The organism is Nonomuraea corallina, from assembly GCF_027620315.1.
GTDB lineage: Bacteria > Actinomycetota > Actinomycetes > Streptosporangiales > Streptosporangiaceae > Nonomuraea > Nonomuraea corallina.
This window is the reverse complement of record NZ_JAPNNL010000084.1, coordinates 1-15,266: the sequence shown is the minus strand read 5'-3', so window position 1 is coordinate 15,266 and position 15,266 is coordinate 1. Positions and strand designations below refer to the sequence as shown.

General features: G+C 72.8%; 13 protein-coding genes. 5 read left to right on the top strand and 8 right to left on the bottom strand.

Annotation, left to right across the window (positions count from 1 at the left end; translation table 11 throughout):
- Positions 1–128: 128 nt before the first annotated feature.
- Both edd and zwf read right to left on the bottom strand, forming a co-directional pair.
- Positions 129–2,066: a phosphogluconate dehydratase gene (gene edd / locus OUY22_RS20765; RefSeq protein ID WP_270156742.1), complete on the bottom strand. Its 1,938-nt coding sequence runs from the start codon at positions 2,064–2,066 to the stop codon at positions 129–131.
- Between the two features lie 2 nt (positions 2,067–2,068).
- Positions 2,069–3,538, bottom strand: coding sequence for a glucose-6-phosphate dehydrogenase (gene zwf / locus OUY22_RS20760; protein WP_270156725.1), 1,470 nt, complete (start codon positions 3,536–3,538; stop codon positions 2,069–2,071).
- Positions 3,539–3,680: 142 nt separating this feature from the next.
- On the opposite strand from zwf, the gene OUY22_RS20755 reads away from it, so the two are divergent.
- A complete protein-coding gene (locus tag OUY22_RS20755) occupies positions 3,681–4,865 on the top strand; it encodes an ROK family transcriptional regulator (RefSeq protein WP_270156724.1) in 1,185 nt (394 codons plus the stop codon).
- A 126-nt stretch (positions 4,866–4,991) separates the two neighbouring features.
- On the opposite strand, the gene OUY22_RS20750 is transcribed toward OUY22_RS20755, so the two are convergent.
- Positions 4,992–5,696 (bottom strand): hypothetical protein, encoded by a 705-nt coding sequence (locus OUY22_RS20750; RefSeq protein WP_270156723.1) that lies wholly within the window; start codon positions 5,694–5,696, stop codon positions 4,992–4,994.
- A 72-nt stretch (positions 5,697–5,768) separates the two neighbouring features.
- Complete coding sequence (locus OUY22_RS20745; RefSeq protein WP_270156722.1) at positions 5,769–6,497, bottom strand: DUF2470 domain-containing protein; 729 nt, start codon at positions 6,495–6,497, stop codon at positions 5,769–5,771.
- A gap of 67 nt (positions 6,498–6,564) precedes the next feature.
- On the opposite strand from OUY22_RS20745, the gene rpsD reads away from it, so the two are divergent.
- Positions 6,565–7,179 (top strand): 30S ribosomal protein S4, encoded by a 615-nt coding sequence (gene rpsD, locus OUY22_RS20740; RefSeq protein ID WP_270156721.1) that lies wholly within the window; start codon positions 6,565–6,567, stop codon positions 7,177–7,179.
- Positions 7,180–7,285: 106 nt separating this feature from the next.
- On the opposite strand, the gene OUY22_RS20735 is transcribed toward rpsD, so the two are convergent.
- Together OUY22_RS20735 and OUY22_RS20730 are read right to left on the bottom strand one after the other, a co-directional pair.
- The gene (locus OUY22_RS20735; RefSeq protein WP_270156720.1) at positions 7,286–8,104 is read right to left on the bottom strand and encodes an ion transporter; all 819 of its coding nucleotides are present in this window, start codon (positions 8,102–8,104) and stop codon (positions 7,286–7,288) included.
- Positions 8,105–8,161: 57 nt separating this feature from the next.
- On the bottom strand, positions 8,162–8,620 hold the full coding sequence (locus OUY22_RS20730; protein WP_270156719.1) for a nitroreductase family deazaflavin-dependent oxidoreductase: 459 nt from the start codon (positions 8,618–8,620) through the stop codon (positions 8,162–8,164).
- Positions 8,621–8,707: 87 nt separating this feature from the next.
- Here OUY22_RS20730 and OUY22_RS20725 point away from each other — a divergent pair, with 87 nt between their 5' ends.
- Positions 8,708–9,016 carry a DUF4190 domain-containing protein gene (locus OUY22_RS20725; protein ID WP_270156718.1) on the top strand — a complete coding sequence of 103 codons (309 nt, stop codon included), beginning with the start codon at positions 8,708–8,710 and terminating at the stop codon, positions 9,014–9,016.
- Between the two features lie 56 nt (positions 9,017–9,072).
- Here OUY22_RS20725 and OUY22_RS20720 read toward each other — a convergent pair whose 3' ends face one another.
- Complete coding sequence (locus OUY22_RS20720) at positions 9,073–10,428, bottom strand: S8 family serine peptidase (protein WP_270156717.1); 1,356 nt, start codon at positions 10,426–10,428, stop codon at positions 9,073–9,075.
- Between the two features lie 185 nt (positions 10,429–10,613).
- Between OUY22_RS20720 and OUY22_RS20715 the strand changes: the two genes are divergently transcribed.
- Together OUY22_RS20715 and OUY22_RS20710 are read left to right on the top strand one after the other, a co-directional pair.
- Positions 10,614–12,650 (top strand): spermine/spermidine synthase domain-containing protein, encoded by a 2,037-nt coding sequence (locus tag OUY22_RS20715; protein WP_270156715.1) that lies wholly within the window; start codon positions 10,614–10,616, stop codon positions 12,648–12,650.
- Between the two features lie 212 nt (positions 12,651–12,862).
- Positions 12,863–13,543, top strand: coding sequence for a glycoside hydrolase family 25 protein (locus OUY22_RS20710; RefSeq protein ID WP_270156714.1), 681 nt, complete (start codon positions 12,863–12,865; stop codon positions 13,541–13,543).
- 70 nt (positions 13,544–13,613) lie between these two features.
- Here OUY22_RS20710 and OUY22_RS20705 read toward each other — a convergent pair.
- Positions 13,614–15,266: LCP family protein (locus OUY22_RS20705; protein ID WP_270156713.1), on the bottom strand; the 1,653-nt coding region annotated here is incomplete at its 5' end.

The window sequence follows — 15,266 nt, the reverse complement described above, 5'->3', positions numbered from 1 at the left end:
GCCGCCGCCCGCCGCCCCTGGAACAGCGGGCGGAGCCTGCCCGAGGGCGTCGGCGGGGCGGATCCCGCCGGTGAACGTGCCCTCCGAGAGCGCAAGGGCGGGCGTGCCCTCGGAGGGAGTGCGGGTGGTCAACGCGGGGCCCCGCTGGGTGCCGGCAGCGGGCGGCCCGTCTCCAGGTGGGAGGAGCCAGACTCGGCGGGGAAGGCCAGGCCGGGGCCGTGGTGCGGCGACTCGGCGCCGCTGACGCCGAAGATCCCGGCGCCCTGCTCGGCGTGCCCCGCCATCCGGCGGAAGACGGCGAACAGCTCGCGGCCGGTGCCGACCCACTCCGCGTCGCTGAGCGGCCGCCCCTCGGGGGAGCGGCGGGCCAGCTCCTCGGCCGGCACCAGCAGCTCAAGAGTGCCCGCGGCCGAGTCCAGGCGGATCACGTCGCCCTCGCGGACCAGCGCGATCGGGCCGCCGTCCGCCGCCTCGGGCGACAGGTGGATGGCGGCGGGGACCTTGCCGGACGCGCCGGACATGCGGCCGTCGGTGACGAGCGCCACCCGCTGCCCCCGGTCCAGCAGCACCGCCAGCGGCGGCGTGAGCTTGTGCAGCTCCGGCATGCCGTTGGCGCTCGGCCCCTGGTAGCGGATGACCGCGACGAAGTCCTGGCCGTCCAGCTCGCCCGCCTCGAAGGCGCGCAGCAGGCCGAGCTGGTCGTCGAACACCTTCGCCGGCGCCTCGATCACCAGGTGCTCCGGCTTGACCGCCGACACCTTGCTCACGGCCGTGCCCAGGTTGCCGCAGAGCACGTGGATGCCGCCGTCGGCCGCGAACGGGTCCGACACCGGGCGCAGCACGTCCAGGTCGGAGCTGCCGATGACCGGCTCCCACACCAGCTCGCCGTCGCGCAGCTCCGGCGCCGACCGGTAGCGGTCCAGGCCGGGCCCGGCCACGGTCATCACGTCGGCGTGCAGCAGGCCCGCGTCCAGCAGCTCGCCGATCAGCACCTGCATGCCGCCCGCCTCGCGGAAGTGGTTCACGTCCGCCTGGCCGTTCGGGTAGATCCTGGTGAGCGACGGCACCACCTTGGACAGGCACGACAGGTCATCCCAGGTCAGCACGATCCCGGCGGCGGCCGCCATGGCCACCAGGTGCAGCGTGTGGTTCGTGGAGCCGCCCGTGGCCAGCAGCGCCACGCACGCGTTCACGATCGCCTTCTCGTCGACCAGCTCGCCGATCGGCGTGTACGCGGGGCCGTGCGCGGTGATCTCGACCGCCCGGCGGCCCGCCGCCGCGGTCAGCGCGTGCCGCAGCTCGGTGTGCGGGTTGACGAACGTCGAGCCCGGCAGGTGCAGGCCCATGACCTCCATGAGCGCCTGGTTGGAGTTGGCGGTGCCGTAGAAGGTGCAGGTGCCGGGGGAGTGGTAGGACTTCGCCTCGGCGTCCAGCAGCTCGTGCCTGCCGACCTTGCCCTCGGCGAAGAGCTGGCGGGTGCGGGCCTTGACCTTGTTCGGCAGCCCCGACGTCATCGGCCCGGCCGGCACGAAGATCGCGGGCAGGTGGCCGAAGTGCAGCGCGCCGATCAGCAGCCCTGGCACGATCTTGTCGCAGACGCCCAGCAGCAGGCTCGCGTCGAACATGTCGTGCGACAGCGCGACGGCCGTCGCCATCGCGATCACGTCGCGGCTGTAGAGGGACAGCTCCATGCCCGCCCGGCCCTGCGTGATGCCGTCGCACATGGCCGGCACGCCGCCCGCCACCTGCGCCACGCCGCCCGCCGCGCGCACCGCCGCCTTCAGCTCCGGCGGGTACGTCTCGTACGGCTGATGGGCGGAGAGCATGTCGTTGTAGCTGGTGACGATGGCCACGCCCGGCTTCGCCGTGCCGCGCAGGGCGGGTTTGTCGGAGTCCGGCGCGGCGGCGAAGCCGTGCGCCAGGTTCGCGCACCCCAGGTGGGCGCGGGCGGGGCCCTGCGCGCGGGCGTCGGCGCCGTCCCGGCGGATCCTGGTCAGGTACGCGGCGCGGCTCGCCGCGCTCCGCCCGGCGACGCGGTCGGTGACCTGCTGGATGACGGGGTTCATGGTCACGCTTCCTCCTCGTGCCAGGCGCGGCCGCTGCGGGCCAGGAGCTCGTGCGCGCCTGCGGGGCCGGTCGTCCCGGCGGGGTACGGTTCGGGCAGGGCGGGAGAGGAGCGCCAGGCGTCCAGGATCGGGTCGATCCACCGCCAGGCGGCCTCCACCTCGTCACGCCGCATGAAGAGCGTCGGGTTGCCGGCCAGCACGTCGCTGAGCAGCCGCTCGTACGCCTCGGGAACGCGGGCGGGGAACGTCTTGCCGAAGTTCAGGCTGAGCGGGACCGGCTTGAGCGACACCTCGCCGGCGCCCGGCTCCTTGGCCATGATGTGCAGCTCGATGCCCTCCTCCGGCTGCAGCCGCAGCACCAGGCGGTTCGGCGAGCCGCCGGGGAAGATGGAGTGCGGCACGTCCTTGAACTGCACCACGATCTCCGAGCGCCGGTTCGGCAGCCGCTTGCCGGTGCGCAGGTAGAACGGCACCCCGGCCCAGCGCCAGTTGCGGATCTCGGCCCGGATGGCGGTGAACGTCTCCACCCGCTCCGACGACTCGGTCGGCGGCGTCGAGCCCGGCTCGTCCAGGTATCCGGCCATGCCGTCGGCGGCGGTGTACTGGCCGCGCACGGTGAAGCGGGTGACCTCGCCGCCGGTGATCGGCCGCAGCGCCTGCAGCACCTTCACCTTCTCGTCGCGGATCGCCTCGCGGTCGTTGCGCGCGGGCGGCTCCATGGCGGTCAGCGTGAGCAACTGCAGCAGGTGGTTCTGCACCATGTCGCGCAGCGCGCCGGCGTGGTCGTAGTAGTCGCGCCGGCCGGGCGTGCCGACGGTCTCGGCGGCGGTGATCTGCACGTGGTCGATCCAGAGCGAGTTCCAGATCGGCTCCAGGAACGCGTTGGCGAAGCGGAGCACGAGCAGGTTCTGCACCGTCTCCTTGCCCAGGTAGTGGTCGATGCGGAAGATCTGGTGCTCGGCGAAGATGGCGCCGACCTCGTCGTTGATCCGCTGCGCGCTCGGCAGGTCGTGGCCGAGCGGCTTCTCCAGCACCACCCGCGCCCTCGGGGTCACCAGGCCCGCCCGGTCCACCTCGCGGCAGAACGGGCCGAACGTCCTGGGCGGGCTGGCCAGGTAGAAGACGCGGTCGCGGTCCTCGGCCAGCATCGCGCGCAGCCGGTCCCAGCCGGAGCGGTCCTCGCCGCCCACGTCGACGGTCAGGTGGTGCAGCCGGCCCAGGAAGCGCTGCCACCTGGCGTGGTCGTCGACCGGCACCCGGTCGCGTACCTGCGCGTCCACCTTGCCGCGGAAGTCGGCGTCCGTCAGCCCGCTCCTGGACAGGGCGATGATGCGCGTCCGGGGAGAGAGCCGGCCGTCCCGGTCGCTGTGGTACAGCGCGGGCAGCAGCTTGCGCATGGACAGGTCGCCGGTGCCGCCGAAGACCACCAGATCGGCGGTGTGGGGGGCGGGGGCGGACGAGAGGGGGGACACGAACGAGACTCCGATGATCTACCACACTGAGGACAGAACGGACACTAGCCACAGTTAAGGTCGTACACAAGCGGAGTTTTGCTATTTGAGATGAAAAAGTCGTGACTTTTCATGACACAAGTGGGTGTGGTTCACTTAGCCGATGTCCCGTCGTACCGCAGCGACCCTCGCCACCAGTGGTGACGTCCTCCAGCTCATCCGCACCGGTGAGGCCGTGACGCGCGCCGACATCGGCCGGGTCACCGGCCTGTCCCGGCCCGCGGTGCAGCTCCGGGTCGACGAGCTGCTGGAGCGCGGCCTGGTCGTGGAGCGCGCGGACGCGCCGTCGACCGGCGGGCGCCCGCCGGTGCGGCTGGAGTTCGACGCGGCAGGCGGCGTCGTGCTGGTGGCCGCGCTGGGCGCGAGCCGCACCCGGGTGTCCATCTGCGACCTGGCCGCCCGCGAGCTGGCCGGGCAGGACTTCGCGATCGACGTCGAACAGGGCCCCGACGTGGTGCTCCCCCTGGTCATGGACACCTGGGACGAACTGCTCGGCGACCGGCCGCGCTCGACGGTCCGGGGCGTCGGGATGGGCATGCCGGCCACGGTCGAGTTCGCCGAGGGCCGCACCGAGAGCGCCCGGGTGATGGCCTCCTGGACGGGCGTGGTGATCCCGCCCCTGGTCCGAGCCCGTTTCCCGGTGCCCGTGCTGGTCGACAACGACGTCAACGTGCTGGCCATCGGTGAGCACCGGGGCGCCTACCCCGACCTGGACGACCTGCTGTTCATCAAGGTCTCCACCCGCATCGGCGCCGGGATCATCGCCGGTGGCGGGATCCTGCGCGGCGCGCTCGGCGCGTCCGGCGAGATCGGCCACATCCCGGTACGCGACGGCGGGGGAGTGCTGTGCCGGTGCGGCAACGTCGACTGCGTCGACTCCGTCGCCAGCGGCACCGCGCTCCTGCGTGACCTGCGCGCGGCCGGCAAGGACGTCAAGAACATCTCCGACGTGACGCGCCTGGTACGGGCCGGCGACGCCGAGACGATGGCCACCGTCCGCGAGGCCGGACGCAGGATCGGCGAGGTGGTGGCCGGGGCGGTCAACATCCTCAACCCGTCGGTCGTGGTACTCGGCGGCGACATGGCCGAGGCGTTCGGGCCGCTGGTGTCGAGCATCCGCGAGGTCGTCTACCGGCGCTCCACCGCGCTGGCCACCCGGCGGCTGCGCATCGAGCCGAGCCGCCTGGGTCCGGGCGCCGGCATCAGCGGCTGCGCGGTCATGGTCCTCGACCACGTCCTGTCGCCGGAGGCCGTGGACGAGTCCCTCGCGGCCCGCCCCGGCCGCTGACGGTTCTCGGCAGAGGGCCGGACGAGTCTCCCCCGCGGCCGGTCCCGCCCGCTGACCCTTGTCCAGGAGGGGGCCGGATGAGGCATTGGCGGCCCGCCCGCTGACGTCTTCGGGCGGGCGTGCGGATCAGGGATGGCCGGGGACGGCGCGCGGGCGGGGGCTGCGCTGCGCCCCCGGGGTCCTGGCGGTCGTGGCGGACGCCCCGTCGTCCGGTTCGGCGCCGGTCCCGGCGAGGGCCGGTCCGGTGGGGGCGAGCGCGCTCGCCTCGCCCGCCTCGCCCGCCTCGCTCGCCTCGCCCGCCTCGCTCGTACCGGCGGAGCTCGCGGGGCTCCTGCCGGAGAAGGGCGGTACGGAGGACGGCGGCCAGGAGGGAGGCGACCCGGAGGGAGGCGCGCCGGACGGCACGGTCGAGGGCACGGTCGAGGGCACGGTCGAGGGCACGGTCGCGGGCAAGGTCGATGGCACGGTCGACGGGGCTGTCGACGGGGCTGCCGACGCGGGGGCGGAAGGCTCGATGGACGGTGCCGCCGATCGGGTGGAGGACGGTGAGTCCGCGACGGGCCGGCTCGGCGCGCTCGTGTGACCGGTGCGCGCGTCCTGTCGCGGGATCCGTACCCGAGGCTCGGCGGCGCGCAGGCGGGCGGGCGCCGACTCGACCGCCCCCCGGCTCTCGGCGAGGTCCCGCGCGCCCGGCTGGGGCATGCTCGCGTGGGACAGCGACGCGCCGGGCAGCCCGGCCCCGGCGAGGACGCCCGCGAGGACGAGCATGAGGGTGCCGGTCAGCGCGCCGGCGATCTGCAGGATCCGCTCGCGCCGTTCGGTCTCTCTCACAGAGGCAGATGATAGTCAGCCCCGGCGGGGCCCGAGCGGTGAAGCGGAGAATCGTGATCAAGAAGGTTGCGCTCAGACGGCCGGGTGGTGGCCGCAGGTGCACAGCAGGCCGTTCAGCGCGGCCTCCAGGTCGCCGCCGTCGTTCGTCGGGGCGGGCCACAGGAAGCGGACGAGCGAGCCGTCCGCCCGCACCGTGACCCCCTGGCTGTCCAGCTCCCACAGCCACACCTCGCGGGCGGGCCGGCCCAGATGGCGGGAGACGCCCTTGGCGAGCTGCTCGCGGTGCGCGGCGTTGACGTGCGCCAGCACCCGCTCGGCCGGCCCGGTGAGCGGGTCGGGCTCGGCCTCCAGATAGTCCTCGGCGTCCAGCACCCCGGACTCCTGCCCGGTCAGGTACACCACCTGGGCCACGTCCACCCGCAGCAGCCGGGGCGCGTCCGGTCGCCCGTAGCGCTCCAGCGCGTCGAACAGCGCCTCGTCCGGGTCGTTCGCCGCCACCGTGACCGCCGCCGCCCGCGCCTCGCCCGCCGGCACCGGCTGCGCCCAGCCCTGCACCTCCATCAGCCCGCGAGGGTGCTCGTCGTCGCCGAGCCTGCGCATGGCCGCCAGGTTGACCGCCACCACGGCGTCCTCGTGCAGCCGGTGCAGCCCGTGCAGCGGTTCGCCGGGCAGCACCAGCAGCACCGGCCTGCCGCGCTCGTCGACGCCGCCGCGGGCGCGGGACGGCATGCCGTCGACGGTCAGCCGCGCGACCGAGGCCGTCGCGGCGAGAGTGCGGATCCGCTGCGGGATCGGCAGCATGGCCCCTCCTGATGGGTGTAGGTTAGGCTTACCTAAGTAAGCATTACCTAAGCACAATGAGGTGAACGTGCGCTACACCGGTCCCAAGGTGCGCCTGTCGCGCCGCGCGGGAGTGCCGCTGACCAGGAAAGCCGTCCGCTACTTCGAGCAGCGCCCGTACCCGCCGGGCGAGCACGGGCGCAAGACCAACCGCCGCACCACCGGCGACTACGGGCTGCGCCTGATGGAGAAGCAGAAGCTGCGCTGGTACTACGACGTGTCCGAACGGCAGTTGCGCCGCTACTGGGACCTGGCCGTGCGCAGACCGGGGGCGTCCGGCGCCGAGCTGGTCTCCATCCTGGAGTCGCGGCTGGCCTCGCTGGTGATGCGCGCCGGCCTCGCCCCGTCGATCTACGCGGCCCGCCAGTACGTGACCCACGGGCACATCGCCGTGGACGGCCGCAAGGTCGACATCCCCAGCTACCTGGTCAGGCCCGGCCAGGTGGTCTCGGTGCGGGAACGGTCGCGCCGGATGCAGCCGTTCGTGGCCGCCGCCGAGGGGATCCACGCGGACGAGCGCGTCGCCCCCTACCTGAGCGTGGACCTGCCCGGCCTCACCTTCACCCTGCTGGCGGCCCCGCTGCGTGAGCAGGTCCCGGTGCCGGTCGACGAGCTGCTCGTGGTCGAGTTCTACTCCCGCTGACCGCGGGACCGCGGGACCGCGTGGCTGCATGGCTGCGGGGCTGCGGGGCGTGGGGCTGCGGGGCTGTGGGACCGCGGGGCCGGGCGCCGCCCCCGCCGCCCGCGCGTCAGGCGTTGGCGCGTTTCTTCGTCCGCCGGTCGGGGGTGGCGCGGCGCAGCGCCGTCACCTCCTTGCGCAGCTCCGCCAGCTCCTCCAGGATGCGCTGCGTCGAGGCCGCCGACAGGTCCTCCAGCTCGGCCCGCTCCTTGGCCGCCTCCTCGTCCATGGCGCTCACCACCACCGCCATGAACAGGTTGAGCACCACGAACGTGCACAGCAGGATGAAGATCGTGAAGAAGATCCAGGCCGACGGGTGGACCTCCATCACCTCACGCGCGATGTTGCCCCAGTCGTCGCCCGTCATGGTCTGGAACAGGGTGAACAGCGACGTCGGCAGGCTGCCGAAACGCTCCGGCGCCGTCTGGCCGTACAGCTTGGTGGCCAGCACCGCGGCCACGTAGAGCACCAGCGACAGCAGCACCACGATGGAGCTCATCCCCGGCATCGCGCGCAGCAGGGCCGAGACGACCTTGCGCAGGCTCGGCACCACCGACAGCAGCCGCAGCACGCGCAGGATGCGCAGCGAGCGCAGCACCGACAGGCTGCTGGCGGTGGCGGGCGCCAGGGCGACCAGGACGATCACGGCGTCGAAGACGTTCCACGGGTCGCGCGGGAACCGGCTGCGCTCCACGTACACCTTCGCCGTCAGCTCCACCACGAAGATGGCCAGCGCCAGCCGGTCCAGCGCGGACAGCAGGGCGCCGTGGCGCGCGGCGACCGCGGGGAACGTCTCCAGTCCGAGGACGGCGGCGTTGACCAGGATGACGCCGACGATGAACCGCTGGAAGTTCCGGTGTGCCAGGACGGCACGGGTGCGTTCACGCACGGGGGAGGGCTCCTCCACGGAAGGGATGGATGACCCGACCATCTTCGCGTAAAACGATCACTGCTCCGGCGTCAACCTGAAGACCCGCAGTTCGCGCCCGGACCGGGCGGTGTAGCGCTCGTACATCGGTGAGCCCGCCACCAGCGCGGGCCAGACCGCGGCGCGTTCGTCGCCGGTCAGCAGCCGCGCGCGCACCGGGAACTCGCGTCCGGCGTGGGCGACGGCCGCGTCCGGGCGCGCCAGCAGGTTGGCCGTCCACGCGGGGTGGCGCTCGGCGCCGAAGTTGCTCCCCACGACCAGCAGCGACCCGCCGGGCTCGCGGACGCACGCCAGGCGCGTGCGGCGCGGCTGCCCGGTGCGGGCCCCGGTGGTCATCAGGACGAGGGAGCGCTCACCGCCGACCGGTCTGCCCCGCGACAGCCGGTCGGCCAGCCGCTCCAGCTTCGGCATGATCCGCGGGCCCGCCCGCATGAACCACTCGGTGCCCGCCAGCCACTGGAACCCGGCCTTGATCATGCAAGCATCGTACAAGCGACCGGCAATCGCGTTGCTGTGGTATAAAACCCACCTGTTCGACCGTCAACCCGGGGGGTCACGTCACCCATGTCCTATCCGAACTACGGCCCCGGCTACTACGGTCCGCCACCGCTGACGCATCCCAACGGGACGACCATCCTGGTGCTGGGCATCCTCAGCCTGGTCATCTGCCAGATCCTCGGGCCCTTCGCCTGGAACATGGGAACCAAGGCGCTGCGGGAGATCGACGCCAGCGGCTACGTGTACGAGAACCGCGGCATGGTGCAGGCCGGCCGGATCTGCGGCATCGTCAGCACCTGCATCATGGGCGCGGTCATCGTCATCTACGGCGTCATCATCCTGTTCGCCGTCGTCATGGGCGTGAGCTCCGCCTAGACCCGCACGCGGCGGTCCGGCCCGGGGTCCGGCCGAGGGGGTCAGGGGCCGGTCCTTCAGGCCGCGCTCTGGGCGCGCCGGCGCAGCGCGCCCAGGATCCCGGCCGGGTCGATGACGCCGTACCCGTAGTCGTAGTCGAACCCCACCGTGCTGCGGTCCTCGGCGGTGCGGCGCAGCAGGGCGCGCAGCTGCGCCGGCGACAGCCGCGAGGCGGGCCACAGGGTCCGCACGGCCGCCACCAGCCCGGCCGCGACCGGCGCCGCCGCCGAGGTGCCGGAGTCGGGCTCGTCCCCGTACGCGCCCGAGCCGGCGAAGTGCGTGTACGCGCACACGTCCGGTTTGCGCTCGGCCAGCCGGCCCGGCCCCTGCGAGGAGTAGCCGACCCGCTCGCCGCGTACGTTCACGCCGCCGATCGACAGCACCCGGGGATGGGAGTTGGCGCCGGTGATCGGCCGCTCGGGGAAGGCGCAGCGGCCGTCGGGGCAGTCGCGCCCGCAGTTGCCCGCGGCGAACAGGATGTCGGCGCCCGCCTGGTCCAGGCTCGCCACCATCAGGTTGAACGGGTGGGCGCCGTTGTCGGAGTAGTTGCCCGGGTGCCCCACGGGGAAGTCCCACTCGGGGGAGAACGACCCCCAGGAGTTGTTGACCACCAGCGCCCGCGAGGACTCGGGCTGGGCGGCGAGCACGTCGCGCAAGTGGGCGAACGCGGCCACCGCGTCGGACAGCAGCCCGTCCATCACCGAGCCGCCGGGCCGGGTGGAGCGCAGCAGCGGCAGGTCGAGCAGGGTCGCCTCCGGGGCGCCGAGCAGCGCGTCGAACGCGCACATCGTGCCGTGGTCGACCGGGAACGCGCCCGGCCTGCCCGGCATGGTGGCGGGCAGCCAGCTGCGCCCGGCGTCGAAGCGCACGTCGTGCCGCAGCCTGACGGCCAGGTGGTCGAGGTTGACGCCGGTGTCGACCACGGCCAGGGCCACGCCGGAGCCGTCGAGGCCCTCGGCGCGCAGCCGCGGCACGTCGAGCAGCCGCTCCACGTCCCGCCAGCCGCCGACCGGCGGGTCGCCGCCGCACGTCGGCGAGGTCTCGATCACCGGGTCGGAGAACACGCCCACCACGTCGGGGCGCAGCCCCGGCAGCATGGAGACCCTGGTGGCGAGGTCGTCGTCCGAGATCGTGCCGCGGACCAGCACCGAGGCATCCTCGGCGGCCAGCGAGAACCGCAGCGGCTGGTTGAGCGAGAGCGGGTCGCCGCCCGTGGCGGGCACCGGGCGGGGCAGCGCCACGGGCGTGAAGCCGGCGTCGAGCTCGACGCCGGGCAGGCCGTCGGCGACGTCGGCCGTCGTCACGGCGCGGCCGGGGTCGGCCACGGCCGAGACGAGGTCAGGGGACGGGCGGAGCTGAATGAGGACCCGCATGGTTTCACCGCCGAGCGTGTGGGAGTGGAGCGACCTCCTTACCGTGCGTCATCGTGACGCCGCCGTCCAGCGCTTTACCAACCCTGTGACCTGGCATAACGCCGTAAATGGCGCCGAACGGGACGACATCCTGGCTTCGCCTGGAGGCTTCCATGATCTCGGCCGGTTCACTAGGTTGGGGCACCATGACGCTCGAGGCGCAGAAGCCGGTCGAAAGCGGTGGCACCAGCGGACACTGGCTGGCGGTGCGGCCCCGGCTGATCCTCGCCAGCGCGTTCATGCTCTTCCTGGAGCTGGCGCTGATCCGGTGGACCGGCTCCAACATCGTGCACCTGAGCTACTTCACCAACTTCGTGCTGCTCGGCTCGTTCCTGGGCATCGGGCTCGGGTTCCTGCGGGTCGGCCGGACCACCGCCCAGCCGTACTACTCGCCGGTCGTGCTGTTCGGCCTGGTCATGGTGGTGCTGGTGTTCCCGGTGACGGTCGACCGCGACACCGAGGGCGTCCTGTACTGGACGAGCCTGTCCACCGTCGGGCCGCCCGCCTGGATCAGCCTGCCCGTCGTCTTCTGCGCCGCGGCGCTCGTCCTCATGGGCCCGGCCGAGCTGGTCGGGCGCTGCTTCCCCGAGCTGCCCCGGCTGGAGGCCTACCGCTACGACCTGATCGGCAGCCTCACCGGCATCGCGGTGTTCACCGCGCTGTCGTTCCTCAGCGCGCCGCCGGTCGTCTGGGGCGTCCTGGCCGCGGCCGCCTACGGCGTGCTGCTCGTGCCCCGGCCCCGCGCCGCCTACCTGGGGCTGGTCACCGTCCCCTCGCTGGCCGTGGTGGGCCTGCTGCTCGCCGAGACGCTGACGGCCGGGGCGCTGTGGTCGCCGTACTACAAGGTCACCCACCGCCAGTTCGAGCAGCTCGGCGTGCCGGTGACCGACATCGCCGTCAACGGCGTCCCGCACCAGCAGGCCGTGCCCGCCGCCGCCCGGCTGCAGTGGGAGGCCCAGTACGGGCTGCCCTACCAGCGGGCCGCCGCCCGGCCCGACGACGTCCTCATCGTCGGCGCGGGCAGCGGCACCGACGTCGCCATCGCGCTGTCCAAGGGCGCCCGCCGCGTCGACGCCGTCGAGATCGACCCCAAGCTGCGCGAGCTGGGCGGCTCCGCCCACCCCGACAAGCCGTACGCCGACCCCCGGGTGACCACCCACGTCACCGACGGCCGCGCCTTCCTGGAACAGACCGATCGCACGTACGACCTGATCCTGTTCGCGCTGCCCGACTCGCTCACGCTCGTGTCGGGGGCCAGCTCGCTGCGGCTGGAGAGCTACCTGTTCACCGAGGAGGCGATGCGGGCCGCCCGTGAGCGGCTCAAGCCCGGCGGCGCGTTCTCCATGTACAACTACTACCGCGAGAGCTGGCTGGTGGACCGGCTCGCGGCCACCGCCCAGCGCGCCTTCGGCCACGCGCCCTGCGTGGACGTGGTGAGCACCACCGGCCACCAGGCCGTCATCACCGCCGCGACCACCCCCGACGCGCAGCGCTGCGCCGCCCCCTGGGCGGGGGCGGCGGCCGGCACCCCGCCGCCCGCCGACGACGACCGGCCGTTCCTCTACCTCAAGGACCGGACCATCCCGTCGCTCTACCTCATCACGCTCGGCCTGATCCTCGCGGTCAGCCTGCTGGCCGTCCGCGTCGTGGCCGGCCCGTACCGCAGGATGCGCCCGTACGCCGACCTGTTCCTGCTCGGGGTGGCGTTCCTGCTGCTGGAGACCAAGAGCGTGACCGGGTTCGCGCTGCTGTTCGGCACCACCTGGGTGGTCAACGCGATCGTGTTCGCCGGGGTGCTCGTCGCCGTGCTCGCCGCCGTGGAGGTGACCCGCCGCTTCCGCACCCCGCCGCTGACCGTCATGTACGGGGTGCTCTTCGCCGGGCTGCTGCTGGCCTGGCTGGTGCCGGACGCGTGGCTGCTGTCGCTGCCGGTGCCGGTGCGCGCGGTGGCGGCCGTGGTCGTCGCCTTCCTGCCGATCTTCGCCGCGAACGTGGTGTTCGCCAAGCGGTTCGCCGACACCGCCGACGCCACCACCTCCTTCGGCGCCAACCTGCTGGGCGCCATGGTAGGCGGGTGCCTGGAGTACCTGGCGCTGGTCATCGGCTATCAGGCGCTGCTGCTCGTGGCGGGCGTCCTTTACCTCGGCGCGCTGGTGCTTGCGCCCCGCAAGGCGCTGGCATAGGCCCGGATTTACCCGGCCATATGAGGCTTTACCTGCGGTTTTGGAATGTCCGGGAAAGTCGTGCCGTTGTACTGAACAGGTGAGCGCCCAGGTGTCGAGGCGGCTCCCTTTCCCGCGCACCCCGCTCCGCAGCGTGTCCTTCGGCGGTGCCGCGACGTAGCTCTACGCGTACGAATGATCTCTGAGAGTACGCGGAATCTGGAGGAACATCCATGACCAAGTCCCGCAACCTGCGCAAGTTCGGCGCGGCCGCGGCGCTGGCCGTGGCCACCACGGTGGCGGCCCCCGCGTTCGCCGCGCCCGCCCAGGCCGCCGAGCTCCCGTACGGCCAGGACGTCTCCAACTACCAGCCCACGCACGACTGGGCCGCCAGCGGCGCCGACTTCGGCATCGTCAAGGCCACCGAGGGCCTGGACTTCAAGGACAAGACCTTCGCGCGCCACTGGAAGGAACTCGACAAGCACGACGTCGTGCGCGGCGCCTACCACTTCGGGCACCCCGCCAACGACCCGGTCGCCGAGGCCGACTTCTTCCTGTCGGTGGTCGGTGGACAGCCCGCCAAGAAGGGCGACCTGCTCGCCCTCGACCTGGAGACCAGCGACGGCAAGCCGGTCGCGCACGTGAACCGGTGGGCCAAGACGTTCATGGAACGGGTCAAGGACCGGACCGGCGTCACCCCGCTCTTCTACAGCGGCTACGCCTTCGCCGACCAGTACGGCAAGGGCCTGAGCGAGTACCCGCTCTGGGTCGCCCACTACGGCAAGGCCAAGGGCACGGTCGGCACCCCGGCCGACTGGAAGACCTGGACCATCCACCAGTACTCCGACTCGCCGGTGGACCAGAACGTCTCCTCGCTGAGCGTCGACCAGCTGCGCGCCCTCGGCCGTCCCTGACGGCCGGCCGGGCCCGGCGGCCCGGCGGCCCGGCGGCACGCCTTCCGCGACGCCTTCCGTCAGGCCCGGGTCAGCCGCACAGCTCCTCGAGCGACTCCGCGCCGTCGGCCGCCTGCGAGTTGCGCGTCGGCGTCTCGGTCGGCTTGGCCGCCCGCACCCGGGTCGGTGACGCGGACGCCGTCGAGTCGCCGGACGGGGTCGGCGCGGCCTGGGTGGCGGCCTTGGCCCGGCGCGGCTTGAGCGAGTCCTGGATCGCCTTGGCCGACGCCCGCTGGATCTTCGCCCAGTCGGGGTTGCCCGGCCAGAACCTCGGCGGCACGAACTGCACGCTGCTCATCCTGGCGTCCTTGACCTTGAGCGCCAGCTCCACCAGCGGCTCCAGCAGCTCCTGCGGGATGTTCGTGTAGGCCAGCCGCTTGGTCGCCGAGGTGATGCTGGTGAAGTTGGCCAGGATCTTCTGCGGCGTCGCCTGCTGCGCGAACGCCCCGATGACGCAGCGCTGGCGGCCCATCCGGGAGAAGTCGTCGCTGCCCACCCGGGACCGGCCGTACCAGAGGGCCTCCTCACCGGACAGCTTCCTGGTGCCCGCCCTGATCGTGCCGGCGGTCCCGTACAGGCCGCCCCACTTGACGTCCTGCTGCACGTGGATGGTCAGCCCGCCGATGGCGTCCACCAGGTCGGCGAAGCCGTACATGTTCATCAGCACGTAGTAGTCGATGTCGAGATTGAGCGTGTAGCCGATCGCGTCCATCAGCGCGCGCGGGCCCTTGTTCCTGCCGCCCGCCTGCTCCGGATGGTCGTTGGCGTACTGCCAGACCTCGTTCAGCAGGCCGCCGTTGGGCAGCTCCGCCATGAAGCCGTTCGGGAAGTGCCTGCGCAGCGGCGACGACGGCGGGAAGCGCACATGCTGGAGGTTGCGCGGCAGGCTGAACAGCACCGTGGTGCCCGTCGGGATGTGCACGCTGGCCACGTTCATGCTGTCGGTGCGCACCCCGGTGCGGTTGCCCGCGGCGTCACCGCCGATCAGCAGGAAGTTGACCCGGTCCTTGCCGCTCCACGGGTCCTCCTCCTTGATCGGCGCGACGTCCGGGTCGTTCTCCGCGCTCTTGAAGACGTGCTTCTTCGTGTCCCACGCCGCGTAGACCGACGTGGCCGACAGCGCGAACGGGGCCATCACCACCACGCACAACAGCCCCACCAGGATGCCCGAGATGACCTGACCCCGCTGGTCGAGCCGTTTGGGGCCGAGCGTGACGTACGAGGAGACCGCGAGCGCGAACCAGCTCAGCGCGCCCAGCGAGGCCAGGACGACCGTGGTGATCATCACGCTGTCGCGCGTGACGATCCCCAGGTTGTCCCGGTTGGCCAGGCCGAACGCCAGCAGGGCGAGCAGCGTCGTGGCGAAGAGGCCGATCAGGATCAGCCCGGTGCGGCGGCGCCCGGCCCGCAGGTGGGCCGCCCCCGGCACGAAGACCGACAGCGCGGTCCAGCCGAGGAGGGACGCGAGCGTGAGAGGCCGGGCGAACTGGGGGGCGGAGTTCCCGCCGCCGAGCCCGGCGAGCCGCGCGGCGAGTCCACCGCGCTGCCCGGACCGCTGCCCGGTCTTCTGCCCGGTCTTCTGCCCGGGGCCTTGCGCGGGGCGCTGTCCGGTGGGCTGCCCGCCGCGCCCGGACGGGAGGGTGTTCGTCCGGTCACCGCCGGGCGAGGTCTGGCCGCCCGCCCT